The organism is Mycobacterium sp. NPDC050853, assembly GCF_040653875.1.
GTDB lineage: Bacteria > Actinomycetota > Actinomycetes > Mycobacteriales > Mycobacteriaceae > Mycobacterium.
Genome location: NZ_JBFAGW010000001.1, coordinates 1300975 through 1320507, shown reverse-complemented (window position 1 = coordinate 1320507; position 19533 = coordinate 1300975). Strand labels below are relative to the sequence as shown.

25 protein-coding genes and 1 tRNA gene are annotated in these 19533 nt (G+C 62.6%); 10 read left to right on the top strand and 16 right to left on the bottom strand.

The features are described 5' to 3' along the window. Window positions 1–92: 92 nt before the first annotated feature. Window positions 93–3140, top strand: coding sequence for a BTAD domain-containing putative transcriptional regulator (locus tag AB0H22_RS06535; protein WP_358145592.1), 3048 nt, complete (start codon window positions 93–95; stop codon window positions 3138–3140). Window positions 3141–3163: 23 nt separating this feature from the next. Here the strand turns inward: AB0H22_RS06535 and AB0H22_RS06530 are convergent, their stop codons facing one another. Next, complete coding sequence (locus tag AB0H22_RS06530) at window positions 3164–3895, bottom strand: LpqN/LpqT family lipoprotein (protein ID WP_358145590.1); 732 nt, start codon at window positions 3893–3895, stop codon at window positions 3164–3166. Between the two features lie 148 nt (window positions 3896–4043). Between AB0H22_RS06530 and AB0H22_RS06525 the strand changes: the two genes are divergently transcribed. Next, window positions 4044–4409 carry a hypothetical protein gene (locus AB0H22_RS06525; RefSeq protein ID WP_358145588.1) on the top strand — a complete coding sequence of 122 codons (366 nt, stop codon included), beginning with the start codon at window positions 4044–4046 and terminating at the stop codon, window positions 4407–4409. 176 nt (window positions 4410–4585) lie between these two features. Here the strand turns inward: AB0H22_RS06525 and AB0H22_RS06520 are convergent, their stop codons facing one another. Then, on the bottom strand, window positions 4586–4762 hold the full coding sequence (locus AB0H22_RS06520) for a hypothetical protein (RefSeq protein WP_358145586.1): 177 nt from the start codon (window positions 4760–4762) through the stop codon (window positions 4586–4588). A 144-nt stretch (window positions 4763–4906) separates the two neighbouring features. Here AB0H22_RS06520 and AB0H22_RS06515 point away from each other — a divergent pair, with 144 nt between their 5' ends. The 6 genes from AB0H22_RS06515 to AB0H22_RS06490 all read left to right on the top strand — a co-directional run bounded on the left by AB0H22_RS06515 (window position 4907) and on the right by AB0H22_RS06490 (window position 9723). After that, the gene (locus tag AB0H22_RS06515; protein WP_358145584.1) at window positions 4907–5134 is read left to right on the top strand and encodes a hypothetical protein; all 228 of its coding nucleotides are present in this window, start codon (window positions 4907–4909) and stop codon (window positions 5132–5134) included. A gap of 300 nt (window positions 5135–5434) precedes the next feature. Continuing rightward, window positions 5435–6535, top strand: a complete 1101-nt coding sequence (locus AB0H22_RS06510; RefSeq protein ID WP_358145582.1) for a hypothetical protein — start codon at window positions 5435–5437, stop codon at window positions 6533–6535. A gap of 527 nt (window positions 6536–7062) precedes the next feature. Further along, window positions 7063–7437 (top strand): hypothetical protein, encoded by a 375-nt coding sequence (locus AB0H22_RS06505; protein ID WP_358145580.1) that lies wholly within the window; start codon window positions 7063–7065, stop codon window positions 7435–7437. Between the two features lie 13 nt (window positions 7438–7450). Continuing rightward, window positions 7451–8440, top strand: coding sequence for a hypothetical protein (locus tag AB0H22_RS06500; RefSeq protein WP_358145578.1), 990 nt, complete (start codon window positions 7451–7453; stop codon window positions 8438–8440). Window positions 8441–8575: 135 nt separating this feature from the next. Beyond that, complete coding sequence (locus tag AB0H22_RS06495; RefSeq protein WP_358145576.1) at window positions 8576–9046, top strand: hypothetical protein; 471 nt, start codon at window positions 8576–8578, stop codon at window positions 9044–9046. Between the two features lie 416 nt (window positions 9047–9462). After that, entirely contained in the window at window positions 9463–9723 is a 261-nt protein-coding gene (locus tag AB0H22_RS06490; protein WP_358145574.1) for a hypothetical protein, read from the top strand. Here the strand turns inward: AB0H22_RS06490 and AB0H22_RS06485 are convergent. The 12 genes from AB0H22_RS06485 to AB0H22_RS06430 all read right to left on the bottom strand — a co-directional run bounded on the left by AB0H22_RS06485 (window position 9716) and on the right by AB0H22_RS06430 (window position 16802). Further along, the gene (locus tag AB0H22_RS06485) at window positions 9716–10084 is read right to left on the bottom strand and encodes an HNH endonuclease signature motif containing protein (RefSeq protein ID WP_358145572.1); all 369 of its coding nucleotides are present in this window, start codon (window positions 10082–10084) and stop codon (window positions 9716–9718) included. The two genes, AB0H22_RS06490 and AB0H22_RS06485, sit on opposite strands and share 8 nt — an antisense overlap. A gap of 18 nt (window positions 10085–10102) precedes the next feature. Then, window positions 10103–10579: a hypothetical protein gene (locus tag AB0H22_RS06480; RefSeq protein ID WP_358145570.1), complete on the bottom strand. Its 477-nt coding sequence runs from the start codon at window positions 10577–10579 to the stop codon at window positions 10103–10105. A 374-nt stretch (window positions 10580–10953) separates the two neighbouring features. Next, on the bottom strand, window positions 10954–11883 hold the full coding sequence (locus AB0H22_RS06475; RefSeq protein ID WP_358145568.1) for a hypothetical protein: 930 nt from the start codon (window positions 11881–11883) through the stop codon (window positions 10954–10956). Window positions 11884–11899: 16 nt separating this feature from the next. Continuing rightward, on the bottom strand, window positions 11900–12109 hold the full coding sequence (locus tag AB0H22_RS06470; RefSeq protein ID WP_358145566.1) for a hypothetical protein: 210 nt from the start codon (window positions 12107–12109) through the stop codon (window positions 11900–11902). 9 nt (window positions 12110–12118) lie between these two features. After that, window positions 12119–12979 carry a hypothetical protein gene (locus tag AB0H22_RS06465; RefSeq protein WP_358145564.1) on the bottom strand — a complete coding sequence of 287 codons (861 nt, stop codon included), beginning with the start codon at window positions 12977–12979 and terminating at the stop codon, window positions 12119–12121. After that, window positions 12976–13149: a hypothetical protein gene (locus AB0H22_RS06460; protein WP_358145562.1), complete on the bottom strand. Its 174-nt coding sequence runs from the start codon at window positions 13147–13149 to the stop codon at window positions 12976–12978. The genes AB0H22_RS06465 and AB0H22_RS06460 overlap by 4 nt, the downstream gene beginning before the upstream one ends. A 366-nt stretch (window positions 13150–13515) precedes the next feature. After that, window positions 13516–15162, bottom strand: coding sequence for a hypothetical protein (locus AB0H22_RS06455; RefSeq protein ID WP_358145560.1), 1647 nt, complete (start codon window positions 15160–15162; stop codon window positions 13516–13518). Further along, window positions 15159–15512, bottom strand: a complete 354-nt coding sequence (locus AB0H22_RS06450) for a DUF2742 domain-containing protein (RefSeq protein WP_358145558.1) — start codon at window positions 15510–15512, stop codon at window positions 15159–15161. The genes AB0H22_RS06455 and AB0H22_RS06450 overlap by 4 nt, the downstream gene beginning before the upstream one ends. Beyond that, the gene (locus tag AB0H22_RS06445; protein ID WP_358145556.1) at window positions 15509–15850 is read right to left on the bottom strand and encodes a hypothetical protein; all 342 of its coding nucleotides are present in this window, start codon (window positions 15848–15850) and stop codon (window positions 15509–15511) included. The genes AB0H22_RS06450 and AB0H22_RS06445 overlap by 4 nt, the downstream gene beginning before the upstream one ends. Continuing rightward, window positions 15844–16083, bottom strand: coding sequence for a hypothetical protein (locus AB0H22_RS06440; protein ID WP_358145554.1), 240 nt, complete (start codon window positions 16081–16083; stop codon window positions 15844–15846). Before AB0H22_RS06440 ends, AB0H22_RS06445 begins: the two co-directional genes overlap by 7 nt. A gap of 13 nt (window positions 16084–16096) precedes the next feature. Further along, window positions 16097–16426 carry a hypothetical protein gene (locus AB0H22_RS06435; RefSeq protein WP_358145552.1) on the bottom strand — a complete coding sequence of 110 codons (330 nt, stop codon included), beginning with the start codon at window positions 16424–16426 and terminating at the stop codon, window positions 16097–16099. A 208-nt stretch (window positions 16427–16634) separates the two neighbouring features. Further along, window positions 16635–16802: a hypothetical protein gene (locus AB0H22_RS06430; protein ID WP_358145550.1), complete on the bottom strand. Its 168-nt coding sequence runs from the start codon at window positions 16800–16802 to the stop codon at window positions 16635–16637. 102 nt (window positions 16803–16904) lie between these two features. On the opposite strand from AB0H22_RS06430, the gene AB0H22_RS06425 reads away from it, so the two are divergent. Further along, window positions 16905–17474, top strand: a complete 570-nt coding sequence (locus AB0H22_RS06425; protein ID WP_358145548.1) for a helix-turn-helix domain-containing protein — start codon at window positions 16905–16907, stop codon at window positions 17472–17474. Further along, complete coding sequence (locus AB0H22_RS06420) at window positions 17467–18636, top strand: tyrosine-type recombinase/integrase (protein WP_358145546.1); 1170 nt, start codon at window positions 17467–17469, stop codon at window positions 18634–18636. Before AB0H22_RS06425 ends, AB0H22_RS06420 begins: the two co-directional genes overlap by 8 nt. A gap of 80 nt (window positions 18637–18716) precedes the next feature. Here AB0H22_RS06420 and AB0H22_RS06415 read toward each other — a convergent pair. Both AB0H22_RS06415 and AB0H22_RS06410 read right to left on the bottom strand, forming a co-directional pair. Next, a tRNA-Gly gene (locus AB0H22_RS06415) sits at window positions 18717–18790 on the bottom strand. A gap of 74 nt (window positions 18791–18864) precedes the next feature. Beyond that, window positions 18865–19476, bottom strand: coding sequence for a TetR/AcrR family transcriptional regulator (locus tag AB0H22_RS06410; RefSeq protein WP_358145544.1), 612 nt, complete (start codon window positions 19474–19476; stop codon window positions 18865–18867). Window positions 19477–19533: the final 57 nt, after the last annotated feature.

Sequence of the window (19533 nt, the reverse complement as noted above, 5' to 3'; positions counted from 1 at the left end):
TTGTGTGAATTCAAGATCAACTTGCCCCACCAACCGCCTGACCTCGGAGTATCGTCTCAGCGCGTGAGAACAGTCGCCGATAGTCAGGGTTGATGGTCGAGTACCTCCTGTCGGGTGGGATCGAAGCCCACGTCGACAGTTGTGTCGCGTCACTCGGGGGGCCGAAACAGCGATGCGTGCTGGCTGCGCTCCTGGCTAACCACGGCACCGTCGTGAGCATCGACAGATTGGTCGACGCTATCTGGGCAGACGATCCACCCGCAAAATCCGTTGCCTCCCTTCGCTCTTACGTTGCAAATCTACGCCGGGTGCTTACCTCGGCCACGGAGCTCGATGGTCCCCGCTTTGAATCGCGGCAGCACGGTTACCAACTCAACTTGTTGGCCGGCGACACCCTGGACCTGCACAGGTTCGAGCAGCTGGTCAACGACGGACGCGGCGCCCTGATCAGGGGTGAGGCGCAGCCGGCAGCGGAAACCCTTGGGACGGCGCTGACGCTGTGGCGGGGAGATCCGTTCGGCGAGTTCACTCACCACGATTTCGCGCAGGCCGACACCCAGCGATATGTGGCGCTGCGCACCACCGCTATCGAGGCGCGGTTCGACGCGGTGTTGCAGGTCGGAGACGGCGGGGCCTGCATTCCCGAGATCGAGGAGGCCCTTGCGGAGGAGCCGTTGCACGAGCGGCTGTGGGGGCACCTCATGCTGGCGCTGTACCGGACGGGACGCACCACTGAGGCAATCCGTGCGTTCGACCGGGCGCGGATCATCCTCGAACAGGAGATCGGAACGCGGCCGGGAGAGGGACTGCAGACCCTCTACCGCCAGATATCCCGCGACGCTCCCGAACTCAAACTGAATCTGGCCGGACGCCGGATGATTACGACGACCGGTCGACGCCCCGGAAAGCGGGAGACACTGGTCGGGCGGGACTCGGAGCTGTCTGCCATTGCCGACGCGGTGGACCGAGCGCGAGCCGGATCGGGAGGGCTGGTTCTGCTCGCCGGGGAAAGCGGTATCGGGAAGACGTCACTGGCGCAGGCTGTTTCGGAGCAGGCCCGTGTCGACGGGTTGGCCACGGCATGGGCCACTCATCCGATGGGGATACGACTGCCGGTGCTATGGACCTGGATCCAGATTCTCCGCCAGCTGGGCCGTGCGCTCGGGCCTTCGGCCCGGGAGGCGGTGGTGCGTGCGGTGCCGGGTGTCGTCGACGCGCTCGTGCCCGAGTGGAACGGCACGGACGCACCGGCTCCACAAGCGCGGGCCGCCGCCACCGGCTTCCCGCTGGTGGAAGGTCTCGTGACGGCAATGAGCGAATTATCCTCTGCCCAAACACTTCTTCTGGTCCTCGACGATGTGCAGCGGGCAGATCCGGCGTCGTGCAACGCGTTGATCCTGTTGCAGGAGCAGCTGCCGTGGCTACCCATCCAGGTAATCGGAAACTGGACCTACTTCGGCAGCGACCGCCCGGTGAACCGGCATTCTTTCGAGCGGGTTGTGCGGACCAGTGCGACCACCACCATCCATCTCGACGGGGTGGACCTCGATGCAACCGTCGACCTCGTCGAAAGCCTCACCGGCTCGGTGCCCTCGACGGTGAACGCGAACCTGATCTGGGAGCACACCGGCGGAAATCCGCTTTACATCACGGAGTTCGTCCGTGTTCTCGATGCCAAGACCCGTTCCCAGAGCACCTTGGTGCCCGACGGCGTGACGGTGCCGGATGCCATCTCGGCCGCGGTCGGCCGACGGCTGTCGGTTCTCGACGGTGCCTGCCGCCACACGCTTTCGGCGGCAGCCGTGGTGGGCCCGGTATTCGATGTGGCGGCCCTGTCCGACATCGTCGATCTGCCGGTGTCGGTAGTGCAGCGGCGTCTGCGCCCCGCCTACGAGACGGGACTGCTCGACGAGATGCCGGGTAACCCCGGCGTGTTCCGCTTCAGCCACGGCCTTGTGCGGGATGCGGTGCTGGCGCATATGCCGGGCACAGATCGCATGGGCGTACACGCCGCCACTGCCCGGAGCCAGTCTGCGGGCATCGTCACCATGGCCTACGAGGAAGCCATCGCCACGGCCGATCATGCCTGGCGCGCCGGGGTTGAGATCAACCCGCACACCGCGTTGGAAATCCACGAGAGTGCGGTGCAGCGCGCGCTGGATCGGTCCGCGTACGAGGATGTCTCCGTTCTCTGTGAACACGCCATAGCTATCTGCCGACGCTTGCCGCCCAAGCCGGAACTACTGGGGCGGCAGGCCACGCTGTGGCTGCACCTCGCCGGGGCGCGTGGTATCCGGGAGGGACATTCCAGCGAGTCGGCCGTGGACGCCGTGCAGCGCGCCTTCGAGCTCGGGGGCGCCAGCAGTGGTCGGAACTTCTACGGAGCCTTCGTGTTACAGATCATGATGCTGTGCGCACGCGGACGCTTGGACGAGGCCCAGGTTATGGCCAAGGGGCTCGATGACGAACACGCGGCGACCGGTGATTCGGATATCGGCGAGGCGAGTCACTTTGTGCGCGTGATGATTCACGGCCTGCGCGGCGAGTTTGAGGATGCGCTGTCCGCAGCCAAGAGCATGTTCGCGATGTTCCCCGCGCCCGTGACTGTCGCCGACCCGATGCACTTCCTGCATCCACGGGCGTACTGCCTCGTCGCGGTCGCCGAGGCCAACCGTGGCGACCGGGAGGCCGCGCGGCGAAACTGCCACCTGAGCCTCGACCTCGCGCGGTCGCGGGGCGATGTGTTCAATGTGCTTGCCGCCAAACTCACTCTGGTCGAGGTGGATGCCATTCTCGGGATCCACGATGGCATCGCGGGCGAGGCCGATGTCGTCTACAACGAGATGACCGCCGCCGGGGCGCATCAGTGGGCCGCATGTGCCCGGTTGGTGAGTCTGTGGGCGCGCACCCTGACCACGGGCGAGGATGTGGTGGCCGAGGCTTTCGAAGCGCTGGATGCCATCTCCTATGACGGCAGCACCGTCATGATGCCGTTCTGGTTGTGCCTGATGGCCGATATTGAGAAGCGGCACAACCGCATCCAGCACGCACGTGACCTCCTCTCCCGCGCGCACTCGATTGCGCGGGCCACCGGCGAGCATGCTTGGGACGATCACATCTCGCGGCGGTTGGCCGTTTAGCTTTCACCCGTGATCGGTAATCGTCAGGGGGTGACGGTGATCGACTTATCGATGGCGCTCATGGCCGTGAACAGGGCCTCGCTCTGTTCCTCGTTGCTGGTGGCGTTCATCTGCAAGATGTACAGCGCGCCGTTGCTTGTTATCAGCACGGTCTCCTGGCCGGAGGCGGCCTTGATCTGGTCCAAGTTGTAGGAACCCGCGATCCGATAGGCGGGATATCCCGATACCTCGGCGGATCCGTCGCCGACGGGCACGAATTCGGGGAGATTCTTCATCTCACCGCCGGCCAATGCCAGCAGCTGCTGGGGGTCGACATTGCCCTCGAGCCGGGACAAGATCGCGATGATGTTGGGCGTGTAGTTGGCACCCTGTGCCTCCGGGCCCGTGTACACGATCGCGCCATAGGCATAGTCCGGTGTGTCAGGCCCGGCACTGACCCAGCCGTCCGGGAACTGGATATCGACCTGCGGTGCACCCGGATCGCCTTGGTGGATAAGTGTTTCGGTGATGCGCTGATCCTTGATGTAGTCGGCGATGGTGTAGTTCGCCGCACCGGCCTTGCTCTGCAGATTGCGCGGTGACAACTTGCTCTTGTCCGGCTGGGCCACCGCGGAGGTAGTAGTGGACGAGGACGAGCTCTTCGATGACGACGACGTCGCCGAGTTGTCCTTGGAACCGCCGCCACACGCGGCGAGCGTGACGGACAGACACAGTGCCGCGAGTGCAAGGGCTACCGGGGGGCGCTCCGTACGCATGGTGTTCTCCTGATCTGACCTGCGGACGCCGCGCGCGTCCAGGGAAAGCCACCATAAGAAGGGGTGATTGGAAATCGGTTGGATCCCGTCTGGGCGCCGTATGCAGGCATTCAATGGATCTCCAACGTGGGCACTTAGCGTCAATGACATGACTGCCTTTGAACCCACCGGATCCGCGGGTATTGAGCCTGTCTCGACAGCCTCCGAGCAGACGTCCGCGCAGACCGAGGACGCGGCCACCGCACAGAAGCCCGCCGGCAAATGGATTCTCGAGGCCATGCGGCCCGGGTTCCTGATTTCGATGGCCGAGGGGCAACCGGTGGGGATCAAGCAGTTCGCTCAGTTCTGCCTGATTTTGATCTATCCGGGCTGGCTCTTCGCGTTGATGATCATGCTGCCCATCTACTGGGCGGGATATGGCGTGCTGTGGGTGCTGTTCTGGCCGGTGCGCGCCTGGGTCAAACACAAAAACCCCGAGGAGTACGAAGCCACCATGAGGAAGTACCGGAAGTAGTGGAGCCGATGACGGGAATCGAACCCGCGTATTCAGCTTGGGAAGCTACCGTCCTCTAGCATCCGCGCTGGTCTGTTAAAGTGTTACGTACCAAGCTAATTGGGACTTGCATAATGCGCGCAGATACACACAAGTGTGCGGTGTGTCGCGGGCGTTTATGCGGGGAAAGTACGGGGTTAACCATGGCCTGTGCGCGCATCGCGAAGAGCGACAACTTCCGCCTCCAGCTTCTGTAGAGCCTCGTACATCGCGACGAAAACAGTCGGACCGGTCGGCTCGTATCGCTGAGCCATATCCCACACCTCTGCCGAAATCGGAAGGTGATCAGGCCGAGGAGCCCCAAACTTGCTCATGCCCGTTACCGTTACCGTTACCGTTACCGGCTGCCGCAGCTGTAGCCGACGGTTTGGACGAAGGTTCGCATCTCGAATGCGATCCCCGAAGTTGGACATCTGAAACCTGTCTGCAGGCCCGGGCCCAGTGGCAGCATTCCTCACATGACCATCGAGGACCTATGGACGAAATGGTGGGCGGCACAGTCTGAAGGCCAACGCGCACAGCTCAAGCGCATAGCGGACCAAGACAGGCCAGATGCCGCCGCGATGCAGACCGTCCTCGACGCCAAGCCACCAATCGGCCTGGTCGGATCCAAGTGGGAAACTGAGCCCGACCTCACCTGGTCGATCTCACCCACGCTGCGGATATTTATCCAGGCGCAGCCGTAAGTGACGAACCCCCAACGGCCTCACCTCCCCGCGCTACCTGGAAGGCGGCGTATACATCATTGAACGGGGTCTGGCGAATGCGTTCCGATGTCCCCGCAGGGCAGGGTGTTTAGTTGTCGAGAGTTGCTCGGAAATCCCAGCGCTGACCGTGAGGTTGTCTGACGTCTACCAGGGCCGATGGAAGAGTGGGGCTCCTGTGGCTAACTCGTTGTCTGGGGTTTTATCGACATGGCAACCATATTTATGTCATGATACGGCGACGTACGCGAGGAGCGTCGACGAAAAGGGGCTGTTGCATTCATGGTCATGAAGGATCGTTGGACGATGCCAGCAGGTTTGCGGCGGGCGTCGGCGGTGGTGGCGATTGTCGCGTTGGCTGTTGGTGGAGCGAAGGTTGTCGATGACCACACCGTCCCCGGTAGTGGATTCTCGGCGGTGGCGACTGTAGCGGCCGACCCAACGGGGCCGCCCGGACCCACCGGCGGTCCCGGCATGGACGGGGGCCAGCAGTTCCAGCCGCCGCAAATGCCCAGCTCCATGCCCGATTATCAGGGGGGCAACAACCAGCCGCCGCTCAATCAGGACAACGGCGTCAGTATTTACAACAGCGGCGCTCCGCAAGCCGGACAACAAGCTCCAGGCCAGCAGGGTGGGCAGCAGCCTCAGCAGGGGCAGCAGCCTCAGCAGGGGCAGCAGCCGCAGCATGGAAGTCAGATCCCTGACTACCAGACCGCTACTCCCTACACGCAGGGCCCCGGTCAAGCGAACCCTAATTACCAAGCGCCGCAACAGGGCAGCCAGCCTCAGCAGGGGCAGCAGCCGCAACAGCAGCAGCCGAACCAGCAGCAACCGCAGAACAAGCAGGACGATACGACCCAGCAGTTGGACCAAAAGAAGCAACAATGCCAGGCCGCTGCCGTCAAGTTGGCTACCACCGCGGCTACTACCGTCCCGAGTATTGGGGGTGGCGGAGGCCGCAGCCCGATCTGGTGGTTTGAACCGGCGCTTGACCCGGCACCAACCCCGACACCGCCTTGTCCTCAGGGCTGCGACCAAACGGGCCAGAAGCCGCCTCTGCAAGACCAAATCGACAAACTGCAGAAACAGTTTGAGGATATGGCTCGGCAACGTGCCGAGGACGCCAAGAAGATCGCCGATTTGCAAAATCAGGTGGCTGAATCAAATAAGAAGATCGCCGATTTGGAAGATCAGATTGCTAATCCAAAATGCTCGGTAGGACAATGGATGAGCAGCATATTTGGTACGATAGGCGGGGTCGGTACAGTGATCCTCGGCGCTGTTACAGCAGAAGCGGGTATCGGTGTTGCTCTTATTGGATTTGGTGCGTTGTCAGCAGCTGGCAACGCTGTCCAGTTGTCGGAATGTGTTAAAAATGGGTAACGGCGTTGATTGGACTATGAAATGAGTGTTCCACTACTTATTGGCGCAGTATTTCTAGGTATCGCGGCGTTAGGTCTTCTGCTTAGGCTATTCCTAAGCCGCACGGGACGATTGGTGGCTCCGACGTCGATTGTTCCCGTCGTGGGGCTGTTTGTTTTCGCGACAATCCTGGCTGCAGCTGCGATAATAGACCGCACCATGGGTTCTGGTGATTTGACTATTCTCAATGCAGTGAGTGCGGCTGTTGTGGCGACATTGGCAGTTCTTTTACTGCGAAAGAGGGCACGCGCAAATGCGGCCATCCAGGATGAACCGAAATGAACTGGCGTAAGTCGACATCGATCAGATCTTGCGTCGCGTTGGTAACCTTGAGTCTAAGTTTGGTCGCATGTGGTGGTAGCTCTAAAACAACCGAGGCTACCGCAGAACCAATAGATAGCCACGTAGATTTTGCTCAGATTCCCGGGCAGTTTCCGCAACAAAGTCCCGGCATCCCGGGTGCTGCGATCGCCCCTATTGGTGCGTGTGTGAGCTTTGAAGGGCCTAGCAGCAACGCCACCTTGAAAGTTGTTGATTGCGGGTCGCCTGATAATGGCTACAAGGTGATTCAGCGGGTAACTACCCCGGACCAGTGCCCCGCTGATGTCGCGCAGAAGTTCTACATGAACCCAGATGAAGGGCAATTCACAGCCTGCCTCGACTACGCGTGGAGTAGCGCGGATTGTTTGAGTATCGGCAAGGTGACCGCTGTTCGTGCCAAGTGTGATGATTCGTCCAAGCCGAACCGGGAGAAGCCGCTCAAGGTCATCTTGAACGCCACCACGAACGCGGGGTGCGGTCCTACGGGTGGTTTTCCACATGCGGTGCGTAAGTTCACGGTATGTACGGAGACGCAGCGCTAGCTGTCGGCTGCTGATGGGCAGATCGTGGACGTCTGAAGAACTCGCGGTTGCACTGGATGTGTCGTTGTCGCGGCGGGAAGCGGCGGAGCGGCTGGGGCGTACTGAGGCGGCGGTGAAGTGGGCGCGGCTGCAGTACGGCGCTGGTAAGGCTGTGGAGCGTCAGAAGCGGGCACGGTGGTCGGCGCAGGAGATCGCGGTGGCTCTGGATATGTCACTGACGCAGGCGCAGGCTGCCGCGAAGTTGGGGCGGTCGGTATCGTCGGTGAAGGGGATTCGCAGTTCCCACAAGGGGTCTCGTCGTGGTGAGACAGGGGATGCGGCCAGGAAGGGCCAGGCGTGGACCGTCGAGGAATTGGCTATCGCCGCTGATCCTGGTATCGATGTGCGCGAAGCGGCGCGGCGGCTGGGTCGCACAGTGGCGGCGGTGCGTCGGCAGCGCGTTCTGACCGGGGTACGGCAGCGACCTATGCCCGGGGATGCACACGGCACGGTGAACGGCCACGAAATGTGGGGATGTCGATGTGGCCGTTGTGAAGCCGCGTATCGGCAGTGGCATCAGCAATGGCGTGAGCAGATGCCGGATGAGTTTCGGGCTAATGCTGCTGCAGGTCAGGCGCGTTGGAAGGCCCGCAATCCTGAGAAGGTGTGCCGGCATCGCCGCGAGCAGGCGGAGAACAAGGTGCTGTTGACCATGCCTGCGGCGCATCAGCATAAGCAGCCGTGGCGTGTCGAGGAGATCGAGATCGCGTTGGACATGTCGTTGACGGCGGTTCAGACCGCGCTGCGATTAGGGCGCACCGCCCACGCGGTCCAAAACGCGCGCACGGCTTTCGCGGACCCGGCCCGCCGGCCTGCGGTGCGGCGCTGGACCGATGATGAGTTGCAGTTCGCCCGAGACGACTCATTGAGCGACCGTCAGGTCGCCGAACGTACTGGCCGCACGATCACCGCTGTCGCACGCAAACGCGCGTACATAGCGCAGCTGGCTTCCGCGGCCACGTAGCAAGGTCAGCTGCACTCTGAATGTCCTCGCTGCGAGCGTCGTATTCAGCGAGGTCGGCGGGCTATTGATTGCCGAATCGGACGAGGAGCCCGCGATATACAGGTGGTGCCAGGCTCGTTCTGGGAGGATCGTGCGATGGCTGACGTCACCGTCGCTAGCGCGTTAATCACCGGTATCCCCGCAATGCTCACCGCGATAGTGGGCGTTGGCGGTGTTCTGCTTACTCAGAAGCGGGCCGACGCAAGGCAGGAACGGATCGCGACTTCAAACAGGGAGTTCGAACGCGAGACCAAGCTTGTTGAGCGGCGTCGGGAAGCTGGGGCAGACTTGCTTATCGCGGTGTGGGCTCTTGCCTCGCGGAGCATCGATCTTGTCCCTGAGGGGGCGGGCTTCAAGGACCTGACCCCGGAGGAAATTGCACCTGTTCACCGGGCCATATCGATGGTTCGAATGGTCTGCGACGAGCCGGGCCGCAAGGCCGCCGATGCGGTTTTCGAATCATTGATCGCTCATGTCGGGGTCTTCACCCAGGAGTCTTGGGAGGCGATCGGTACCGCGGAGGATGCTCTGGTTGCTGCGATCAATGTTGAGGCCAGCGAGGGTTGAGCCCACGGAGTAGCGGGTGCCCATGGTTCAGTACGCATCCGCTCGGGCCGCGAATCCCAATCCTGCGCGGTGCACGCGGGAAGGACTTTCGCTGCCTCGACGTCTCGCTACCGTCGTTACAGCCTACGGTATCTGACCTTTGCAAACGCATAGTTCGGATGTCAGTGCAGTTGACATATGGGGAACGAAAGCCGTTGTGGGGCTGTTGAATATCCCCAAATTGGCCATGCCGGAAAATATCAGGATCCGTACACGGCGGATTTCACAGAGCTATACGACGTAGCGGAGAGGCCCGGGGAGGGGGTGGTGGCCTGGGGTGCGCATCCAGCCCAGATTTTTAACTCACTAAACTATAAGTGAGCTTCTGCCAGGAAGAATGCTTGTCAAACCTGTCGTACCTAGTTACCGTTTCCTTCATGACAAACAAAGAAACCAATAGCGACGATGAACACATCGACGTCCTGATCACCGGGATCCGGCGCAACCGCGCCACAATCACCCGCCGCCGTACATCGGTCAAGCAGGCGCAGGATCACCAGAAGGTATTCATCCGCGAGGCCCTTGAGATGGGCGTGCCTCCGAAGCGCCTGGCACGTGAAAGTGGCCTCACCATGGGACGTATCTCCCAGATCCGCAACGAAGGTGGCCGCCCGGTCAGCATGTTCGACCTCACGTAATCCTGCGATTGTGACGACGCGCCGTGGCGGCCTCCTGCTGCGCCTTGCGGGCATTGCAAGGCGGGCAGGCTGACTGGAGGTTGGCCGGGTCGAGCTCTGCGCCGCCGGCCGCAGTGTTGACGATGTGATCAACCTGCGTGGCTCGGTCCGTGCAGTGCGGTCCGGTGATCTGGCACTGGTAGCTGTCACGCTTGAGGACTTGTCGGCGTATGCGCTTCCAGGCAGCTGTACCCGTGACTTCGCCACTCTTAGTGCGCGTGCCTGCCCACGCAACCGTGTGCTCGGGGCAGTACTTGGTGAACCGGATCAGGTTGGCGCAGTTGCCGTTGTCTCCGGGGCAGCGGCGCGGGGCTTTGGGCATTAGAAGTGGTGGGGTTTTCTATCGCGGCCCGTAGAGCTCGAACGCTGCGGATGCGGATAAGAACATGATGGCGATGCCCTGGGTAACCAAACTGAAGCCCACGAGACGCGCCTTAATGCCGTTGTTCTTGCGCAACGTCGTGATCGTCTGTACTTGCCAGTGAACCCAGTTCCTTGCCGCGTCGTCTGCTGTGAGGCCCCATTCTTCGTCGTCGTCCGTCAGCTTCCCAAGGTATTCGCGGTCGATGACCATGTATTTGAAGCCATATGTCTGAACTGCGATCGCGACGCTCGCGGAAATGACGAACGCCACCAACGCGGCGATCAAAGCTGCACGGGCACAGTGCCCCGAGAAGAGTCGATCCTTCCCCATGACGATCACGAGCAAGCCAAATACGAGCGCCGATACCGAAGCGCTCGACGCTACGAGCGTTGCGCCCTTGGCTTCGAGAGTCTTCTTTCGATCGAACTCGGCGGCCAGCAGGGTCGAGACCATGCCTTGATAGATCTGCCCAGCTTCCGAAACTGGTCGCGAATTAGGTCTATTTGCCTCGTCCGCGGTCCTGGCCACCGTCTTTGCGGTCTCGACCGCTGCCCTGGCTGCCTTTAACATTCTCCCCAGTACCGCGCGGCTTCCACCCAGGTTTGTCGGTCTGGACCTTCGGCGCTGGTTCAGAAGAGTTCCCGCCTCGGCTCTTATCGTTGGGCACCGGAAGATGATCGCACTAGGCAGTGACATTACGGACCGGATTCTTTGAGATGGAGAAGAGCGGCACGGTGCAGGTCGGCGCTGGCCGGTTGTCTGTCGGATCGTGGCGTCGCCTTGCCCTGCCCGATGCATTTCAGGGTTTGACACCGTGCCGCCGTGGTTTACCAGTGCCGTGGTGTGTTCCACAGGTCAGCTGCTGCGGGGGCCGTTGCGGTGTCGGGGACCGTGGCCGCATGAGCGAGGCTGCGGCGCTCGTGTTCCTCGCTGGCGAGTAGGTCGGTGATCTGGCGGGGTGTGGGGCACCAGATTCCGGTGTCGTTGCGGATGAACCAGAGCAGCTTCTCGACGGGGTCGGTGGGCCAGGGTGTGTCGCCGAATTGGTCGATGCGCTCGGTGCTGGTGTGCCCGCGCCAGCCGGGGGCGGCCGCGGACAGGTTGCGGTGGTAGTAGAGGCGGGCCTCGGGGTCGGTGATGCGCTGGTTCTCGTCCCCGCATGCGGCCCGGTCGAAATGGACAGTGTCGCAGCGGTACACGGTGCGCTGGGCGTCGCGGAGTATGTCGTAGTCGCGGCGCGCGTCGGACAGGGTCTTCCAGTGTTTGGAGGTGCCATGGTCGATCGCGTCGGCGGCGCAGCCCACCTCATCCCCGAGATGTCCGGCGGCCACGGTGGCGCGGTCGATGAGGTCGTGGAGCTGGTTGGCGAGTTGTTCAATCAGCGCGGTGCTGCACTGCTCGATGTGCTGCCAGGCTTGTTGCAGGGCACCGAATTCGACCTCGCCGAGCAGTGTGATCTGCGCGGCCGAGTCGGTGCCGTAGCGGCGGCGTGCGACCTCGCCGTCGATCCATTCGGGGGTGATCTGCTCGGGAGCGGTCGGCAGCGCTGGGGTCTGCGCCTCGGTTCTCTGGGCGATCTCGACGGCCAGTGCCGCGGCGCGTTCGGCGGTGGCGGTGGCCACCAGGTACTCGGGGATATCGGCGAGCATCGTGTTCAGGTACGGGTTATGCCGGGACCTCACCGCGACCGGATGGTTGCGGCTACGGAACGGCACACCCGTTGTCTCAGGGGATGTCTCGGGCAGGCGGGTGCTCATCAGGTGGGGTCCTTGTCTAGTCGGTGATGTAGCCGCGTCGGCGGGCTTCAGCTAGCCCTTCGTTGGCTTTGCGGGGCCGGAATTTCTCGGGGTTGCCGGGGTTTTCGTTGGCCAGCGGCACGCTTGACGTCGGGGCGGCGGGCCGTACTCGTTTGACCAGCGCCTCCCAGTCGGTGTCGGGCATCGCGCGCAGGTGCGCTTCGAAGGCCTCGGATAGATCGGGCATCAGGTTCTCCTAGTCGGTGGCGAAGATCGCGGTGGCTTCACGTGCGAGTGGGCGGATGATGCGGGTAGGGGCGGGTGTCGGGTCGGTGCGCATGCGGCGATCGGCCCACAGTTCCTCGAGCTGCTGCATGGTCGGCACCCATGGACGCGCCGCGCTTGTGGCCAGCCAGACCAACTGCTCGATCGGGTCCGCCGGCCACGGTCGGCGCTCCGGTGGCGGGCCTTGCACGCGGATGATTCCCGTCTGGGGTCCGCGCCAGCCGGGTAACACGTCATCGAGGTTGGCCAGCACCAGATCTGAGGCCAGCTCGTCAGGGATGTACTGCGAGACCGCGTTACCGAGGAGGAGTGGATCGCCGATGCGGTACATGAGTGTGTGTTGGCCGTCGCGGATGCGGTCGTATGCCTGGCGCAGCGGCGTGAGCTGCTGCCAGGAATCAGCGGCCCCGGCCGCGATGGCTTCGGTCGCTGTACGGGCGTCGACGAGACGGTCGGTGATGTCGGCAGTCTCGGCCATGACCGAATTGAGCTCGTGGGCAAGCGCAGCGAAGAGCGTATCGGCGTGTGCGTGCGGAAAGTTGGATAGCGCCATGTTGCACTGCTGGACTTGTCCGGCGAGCGCGTCGACCTGTTCTTGCCAGAGGCGCCGTGCATGCGCGGACTCGTTGACTTCGGCGAGCCAGCCACCGATGTCGTCGGTGGCCTCGTGGGGTGGACTCGGTGCGGCGGGTGGGATCAAGGAGATTTGATGGGCAATCAGCTTGGCGCGCAGTGCCACTAGACGCGCATGGTCGGGGATCCGGTGCAGTGCGGCGGCCAGGTATTCGTTATCGGGAAGGAACGGTGTGCTGGCCAGAAGCGGTGTAGTCATCGCTGTCCCTCCCCGGTGCCGAAGCGGCGCTTGGCGGCTGCCTTGCCGTCAGCTCCCGGACCGCCGGCACGGGAATCTTCGGGTGCGCGTACCTCGGCCACGAGCGCCGACCACTCCTGCTCACTCAGGCTCGATAGGTGTTGTTTGAACGCGTCGGCGATGTCTGCCATCGTCTCTTCCTTTCGCATATTCACGGACGGTTGAGGCTTGGAAAGCCCATCGGCCGCAGATCTTTTGACCGTCCAAGTCGGCGGCGACGCGTTGCAGCTGTCGCGGCGAGATGCCGAGCAGTCGGGCGGCCTGGACGCTGCCGATCAGATCTTCTGACTCCAATAGTGTTGGATCACTGCCGGTTTCATGTCCTGCATCGGACACCAGTGCAGCTAGGTTCAGATGCCCGGCAAGACGAGCCATCCATAAGGGGACTGGGATACCCGCCCGTGCGCGCCGGTCGATCAACTCATTGCAGCAATACAGCGCGCCTTGGACCTCATCTCCGGACAGATTCATGATCGCCGCTAGCCCGCGTGCGTCACTCACGCCGTCTTCCCCTTTGTTTGCTGTTGGCGGGCAGCCCGGTGCTGTGCTGGCGTGGAGAATGATCCGTCCGAGTGAGTGCCGTCGTGGGCAACGCGTAGTGCTATCCGATTTTTCTCGGCTTTCGCGTGGGCGTCAGTGGGCCGGTCCGTCGACGCGTCGGGTGCGGGGGCACCGTCGCACTCATCGCACAGAGCGGCAGTAGCGGCCGCCGGGAGCTGAACGTAGCAACGCTCACAAGTGGTGGGGCGCGGCGGTTTCACGGTCTCCTCTGGGGTTGGGGTCGGATTTGAGATCGCACCCTCGGGATGCGTGCCTGATTCCGGTGAACTGGCGTTTTCCAGTCGGGTGATATTGCCGGAGTGGTCATGGTTGACCGCCGTGGTCAACGTCTCTGAGCTGGGCTTTTCATGGTTGACCAACGTGGTCATGGTTGACCAGACGGTGATTCTGCGACCGTTGTACTCGTATTCCCGCGACGACACCTTCTGATCGGACGACAGCAACGCTGTCGCCTGGTCGAACAGGTCCCGTTTCTCCCGAGTTCCCAAGCGCGCCTTGAGCTTGCCCTCAGGCTGTTCTCCATCGCGTTCCAGCATCCTCACAATGCTGCGCTTGACGGTCTCCAGACGGCTCGCGTCGTAGAAGTCCTCACCGACCGCCCGTGCAACAGCCCGGTCTCGGACCTTTGCCCGCTGGGCAGCCTTGGCCTGTTCAACTACCCAATCGCGGGTGGCATTCGATACCGCCATCACGGCCCCGGAGAGTTCCCAGTCCAGTTCGGAGACCGCGGATCGGTGGTGCAGGATCGCCAGGGTCGCTGCCACCTTGAGCCGAGTCAGTAGGGCATGTCCGTCGAGAGCGTTGGCATCGCCGCGTTGGCGGGCCAGGTGGGCTGTGATGACGCTCTGCCGGATCTCGGGTGGGCCGTAGATGATCTCGACCACGCCGTCGCTGTCCGGGCCCCACAACGGCAGCCGCGTGTTCAGCGACTCCGGGTCGGCGGGTGCGTCGGCGGGCATGGAGGGGTCGGTGGTCGGGAACCACAGGAACCGTTGTGGTGTGCCGCCGGTGGTGTCATCGAGGATCACCCCGCAGTGTCCGGGCTGCGCACCCACCGACAGGCAGCAACGGTAGGTGTGGGCCTGCACCACACGGCTGGTGGCCTTGGAGGCGTTGGATTGTCCGATCTGCTCGCCCATGGCCAGACTCTTGAGCTGTGCCAGCAGGATCGAACCCTGGCGTGATGCGAGCCCGGCCAAGGTGTCGATCTCGGGGACGTTCAGGATCGCGCGCGTGGTTGGCGGATCGGAGTTCTCATCCTCCTTATCGGGGCGTTTGAACGTGGCAGCCAGCCCTTCCCCGGAACCGATCGGCTGCTCCATGATGTCCGCCGGCCAGGCCAGGCGGGCCACCTTGTCCGAGATGCCCTTGCCGCCACCGGAAGCCGATACGAACGCGGCCATGAGGTTGAGGCTGGCGCGTCCGCCGATCAATCCGGGCAGCTGCACGCGTGGCTCTGTGGTGGCCGCGACCCGCAGCAGGACCGCACCGAACACCGCCCAGGGTGCGGCATACCGGGCCCGCGCCCACTGATGAATCGTCTGCAGTTCTGTCGTCGCGGTGAAGAACTCGTCGTTGTTCAAGATGCCCTCTTCCGGGGGATGTAGTTCGGGCCGCGACCGGCAAGGGTTGCATTTGAAATGCGACCCCAATCGATCGCAGCGGCAATAGCTTTCGATGCCTCAGATGAGGCGAGCTGACCAAGCTCGATACGGAGCACGTGATGCTCACCAGCGACGGCCAGGGCCAACAGCTTGGCCGGATCACCATCAGCTAATGCGCACCATGCTGGAGAGCCAGCGGCGGGTAAGTGATTGGCCTGCGCCACAAGCGCTTCGAGGAATACGTGAGTGGGCCACCAGGACACCTCACGGGACGCGGGCGAGTACCCCGGCATGACTGCCGGGGCCTCCTGCCTCTTCTTCTCGGTCAATGGCCACCGCCAAGATCACGGGCGGCCTCGGTAGCGGCTCTGCGCAGCCCTATCCGAAGATCGACACCTAACCGCTCGGTGACATCCAGGGTCGGCGCCAGAACATGTCTGACCGTCAACGACAGCGCCGCCGCGCACAGATAGCCGTAGTAGTCCGGGTTGTGGGCAGCGACCCATTTAGCGGCTACTCGGTCGGTGGCGTCGTTATCGCCCGCTGTAACTGCCAGCTCGTACATCAGCAGCGTGGCATCTAATGTCAGCTGGTCGAAATCGATGTGACCAAGGGGCTGACCATCATCACCGATGATGAACCCCGACGAAGGCGTCTCGTTCACCACGGGGCCTCCAAGGACCGATGCGCCGTGCCGTCGCCCTTGGGCCTGCCCACCAGCCTGCCGAGCCCGTCGAGGCCGTAATCGAGGGTGGCGTGGTTGATCTCGGCCTCAATGTTCTCCTCGCCGCTCTGGCATGCCGGGCAGATCAAACCGGTGATGTACCCGGACTCGACAACGATGTTCCAGGCGTGCCCCTGCACAGAATCGGGATTCCGCAGACGCCGATCACAACGCATGCACCTGTTGCGCCTAGCCATTGCGCACCCCCGCGTGGAAGTGGCACGGATCGCCCGGTTTGGTGACGCGTTTCAGGCATCGGCGGCCCAGAGTGGTTGGGCGGCAGCACCGCCCCGCCACCATGTTGACGAGGTACTGCAGGGTCGGCGAGAGCTTCCCAAGCTGCTCATGTGCTGGCGTCACCTCCCACCCAGGGGTGCACTTATCAGGAGTGTTCGGATCGCCGTCGATCAGCCACATGTCCTCGTAGCCGCCGTCTCGCACTGTGATGGTGGCGTAGTAGTGACCTCCGCCAACATCATGGAGGGGAGCTGATCGTTTCCGGTCGGGAAGTGCGCTCATCGCACACCGCCAGGGGCTACCGACGAACGAGGCATAGCAGGTAAAATCATTGAAGAACGTCCTCTCGCTTAACGGGTAGATGGGTGTTCAGAACTGCTCCAGCCCGGTGCTCGAACACCGGATCCAGCTGGAGCAGTTCGCATTTCGGGCGTGTGGTCATCATTGATCAGGCCAAGGTCGGCATGTTCTTCTTGCGGATAGATCCGCATCAGGCGACGGCTTCGAGCTTTGCGATGTAGTCCGTGATCTGACGATCGGTGCTGAATCTGCGACCCAAGACCTTCACGGAGCCAAGCTGGCCGGTGTCCCAGAGCTTGAAGACCGAGCTTCGGCTGATCCCGCCGAGCTGCTGGCCGGTGGCCTTCCAATCGTGCATAGTTCCTCCCAGTTCGTGGTAATCACGCGCAGTATGCGGCGATGCACGTAGAATTACCACATGCCTAGGATTACCGCAAGGGTTCGCCTACGATGCGTAGTTATGACGACAGATCCCAAGGATTGGGCCCGCGAGCTCGTGGCCCGTGTGGCTAAAACCGTGAAAGCGCTGCGCGACGAGCAGGGCCTTACGGCGGCGGAATTGTCCGATAGGACGGCCATTGGTAAGCCGATAAGCAGGGCAGTCATCTCCGATCTGGAGACGGGTCGTAAGCAGACGCTTGACATCAGCGAATTGTTAACCCTCGCGGCAGCGCTCGGCGTTCCCCCGGCCTCATTGCTATTCCCGGATGATGCGAGCGCGGAAGTTCTGCCCGGTAAGTCCATGCCGGGGCTAGAAGGGTACGGGTGGTTCATCGGCGCCAAGGGGAATGCACCCGATGGTGTCGCTACTGATGAATCGATGCTTATTCCGTTGCGTCTCTTTGGAATTACCGAGAAAATCGATGAGCGTCAGAGCATGCTCTATCAGCTGGGCCGCGAACCAGACGTAGAAGTGCTAAACGACGAGACTGCAGCGATCGAGCGAGCCCTTGAGTACTTCCAGAAGGATTACGGACTTCTGCTCGACTATTGGCAGCGAAAGTCCGGCGAGCAGCAAGAGAATGCCTAGACAACGGCTCGCCCCCGGCGAGCACGGCAAGGTCACGTGTACTCGACGCGAGGGGAAGCATTATGCGACAACATATCTGCGCCTGCTGACCGGTAAGCGCGTGGAGCGGGAGGCGAGCGGCAGGTCTGCGGAGGAGGCGCGTCGTAACCTGCGTGCCCGCATTACTGCGGAGCTTGCGACCGGTTCCGGTACTGGGTCCGTCAACGGCCGGACGACACTTGATGACCTGTTCGGGGTGTGGATACCGGCCAAGATCGCCGAGGACGGGATCGGGGAGCGGACGCAAACGCTATACCGGGATGCCTGGCGTCTACACGGTAAGGGCCAGCTTGGGGAGCTGCGTATCACCGAGTTGACCACCAGTCGCGCCGATGCACATATCAAGTCGCTGCCACAGTCGCCCGGTATCTACATGCGGGTCATCTTGGTGGGCATGTACAACCTGGCCGCGCGATTCGACGTCGTGAAGCACAACCCGATACGCGAAACCAGGACCCCGAAGGTGGAACGCGAGAAGGCCCGAGCCTTGACCACGATGGAACTGGAACGGGTGCGGCAGGCGGTCAAGGCGTTCTGTGAGTACAAGGGGCCCGGGCCTCGCCGCGGTGTGATGCTGTCCGCGTTCGTGGAGCTGCTTGCGGCCACCGGTGACCGCCCCGGGGAGGTGCTGGCGATCGACTGGGATGAAGTGGATTTGCTCGCGGATCCGCCGACCGTTACCGCATCCGGCACGATTCAAGATGCCGGCCGGATTGCTGGTAAGCCGCTACATCGGCAGGACTGGCGCAAGGGTCGTGCACCGGCTCACACGGTCACGCTGCCGAAGTTCGGGGCAGAGGTGCTTACTCAGCTGTACGCGATCACGGGGCCGTCGGGGACGGTGCTCAAGAACCGCAACGGCGGGTTGTTGAGCTTGTCGAACATTCGGTCGTCGCTGCGTGAAGCGCTTGAGCCTTATCCAGATTTGAAGTGGGTGACGCCGCATAGCTTCCGGCGTTCCGTCGGCACCGTCGTTCGCGACGAGCTCGGTATTGATGCCGCGCAGCAGCAGCTCGGACACTTGCAGCGGGAGACGACGGAGCGGCATTACGCGCAGCGGCGGAACGTCGGGCCGGATGTTCGCGCGGCGCTGGACGAATGGGCTGGTCAGGGCAACAAGTAGACGAATGTACGGGGAAAGTACGGATTTTTGGGGACGCACGGTTAGCTGGCTAACTCCAGTAGTGCATTGACCTGCGTGTCTGGAGCCGATGACGGGAATCGAACCCGCGTATTCAGCTTGGGAAGCTGATGTTCTGCCATTGAACTACATCGGCGGTGCCTCGCCGGGGAACTCTACCGGATCACGGGACTGGCGTTCGCGGTCCTGGCCGTTGTGGGCTCACGGGCGCTACTGGGTCAGCAGTCTTGTTTCTATCGCGGCTATTCCGCCCGCGATGTAGGCAGTCGCCAGCTCGGCGGCATGCGTGGCACTGAGCCCGTCGACAAGGATGCCCTGACGCGCCGCTTCCAGACCGCTCGCAACAGCCATCGCCGCCACTGTTCGCGTCGGTAGCGCCGGTACTGCGCCGCGGCGACGGACTGCGTCATCGACGATCTGGGCGATTCGATCGATGAAGCGGTCGAGCATCGACCGCATCGATGCGGCCGCCGGGTTCCCGGCCTCCGAGGTGCCGGCCAAGATGCGAAAGCTGGTGGGATTGTCTGCGACGTAGCTCATTCCGGCATCCAGTGCCGTCTTCACCCACGCGTCGACGTCGCCGTCCGGCAGATTCTCGTACACCGCGAACAGGTGATTCTGAATGGCCTCGGCCTCGCGTTGGAAGACCAGTGAATACATCGCCTCCTTCGACCCGAAATGTGCGTACAACGTCGGCTTTGTGGTCGACGCACGGCTGGCGATCTCGGCCATGCTCGCTGCCTGGTAACCATGTTCGGCAAATACGTCACGGGCGCCGTCCAGCAGCTCGTCATCAGACGGCCTGCGATGGGTGGGTGGCATCGTCACAGGATGGCATGAATGACTTCGGCGATCCGGCACCTGTGAGCAGTCTTGACG

Coding starts and splice junctions, on each gene's coding strand:
- AB0H22_RS06535 (WP_358145592.1), top strand. CDS start 93: ATGGTCGAGTACCTCCTGTCGGGTGGGATCGAAGCCCACGTCGACAGT.
- AB0H22_RS06530 (WP_358145590.1), bottom strand. CDS start 3,895: ATGCGTACGGAGCGCCCCCCGGTAGCCCTTGCACTCGCGGCACTGTGT.
- AB0H22_RS06525 (WP_358145588.1), top strand. CDS start 4,044: ATGACTGCCTTTGAACCCACCGGATCCGCGGGTATTGAGCCTGTCTCG.
- AB0H22_RS06520 (WP_358145586.1), bottom strand. CDS start 4,762: ATGAGCAAGTTTGGGGCTCCTCGGCCTGATCACCTTCCGATTTCGGCA.
- AB0H22_RS06515 (WP_358145584.1), top strand. CDS start 4,907: ATGACCATCGAGGACCTATGGACGAAATGGTGGGCGGCACAGTCTGAA.
- AB0H22_RS06510 (WP_358145582.1), top strand. CDS start 5,435: ATGGTCATGAAGGATCGTTGGACGATGCCAGCAGGTTTGCGGCGGGCG.
- AB0H22_RS06500 (WP_358145578.1), top strand. CDS start 7,451: ATGGGCAGATCGTGGACGTCTGAAGAACTCGCGGTTGCACTGGATGTG.
- AB0H22_RS06495 (WP_358145576.1), top strand. CDS start 8,576: ATGGCTGACGTCACCGTCGCTAGCGCGTTAATCACCGGTATCCCCGCA.
- AB0H22_RS06490 (WP_358145574.1), top strand. CDS start 9,463: ATGACAAACAAAGAAACCAATAGCGACGATGAACACATCGACGTCCTG.
- AB0H22_RS06485 (WP_358145572.1), bottom strand. CDS start 10,084: ATGCCCAAAGCCCCGCGCCGCTGCCCCGGAGACAACGGCAACTGCGCC.
- AB0H22_RS06480 (WP_358145570.1), bottom strand. CDS start 10,579: ATGGTCTCGACCCTGCTGGCCGCCGAGTTCGATCGAAAGAAGACTCTC.
- AB0H22_RS06475 (WP_358145568.1), bottom strand. CDS start 11,883: ATGAGCACCCGCCTGCCCGAGACATCCCCTGAGACAACGGGTGTGCCG.
- AB0H22_RS06470 (WP_358145566.1), bottom strand. CDS start 12,109: ATGCCCGATCTATCCGAGGCCTTCGAAGCGCACCTGCGCGCGATGCCC.
- AB0H22_RS06465 (WP_358145564.1), bottom strand. CDS start 12,979: ATGACTACACCGCTTCTGGCCAGCACACCGTTCCTTCCCGATAACGAA.
- AB0H22_RS06460 (WP_358145562.1), bottom strand. CDS start 13,149: ATGGCAGACATCGCCGACGCGTTCAAACAACACCTATCGAGCCTGAGT.
- AB0H22_RS06440 (WP_358145554.1), bottom strand. CDS start 16,083: ATGCGTTGTGATCGGCGTCTGCGGAATCCCGATTCTGTGCAGGGGCAC.
- AB0H22_RS06435 (WP_358145552.1), bottom strand. CDS start 16,426: ATGAGCGCACTTCCCGACCGGAAACGATCAGCTCCCCTCCATGATGTT.
- AB0H22_RS06430 (WP_358145550.1), bottom strand. CDS start 16,802: ATGCACGATTGGAAGGCCACCGGCCAGCAGCTCGGCGGGATCAGCCGA.
- AB0H22_RS06425 (WP_358145548.1), top strand. CDS start 16,905: ATGACGACAGATCCCAAGGATTGGGCCCGCGAGCTCGTGGCCCGTGTG.
- AB0H22_RS06420 (WP_358145546.1), top strand. CDS start 17,467: ATGCCTAGACAACGGCTCGCCCCCGGCGAGCACGGCAAGGTCACGTGT.
- AB0H22_RS06410 (WP_358145544.1), bottom strand. CDS start 19,476: ATGCCACCCACCCATCGCAGGCCGTCTGATGACGAGCTGCTGGACGGC.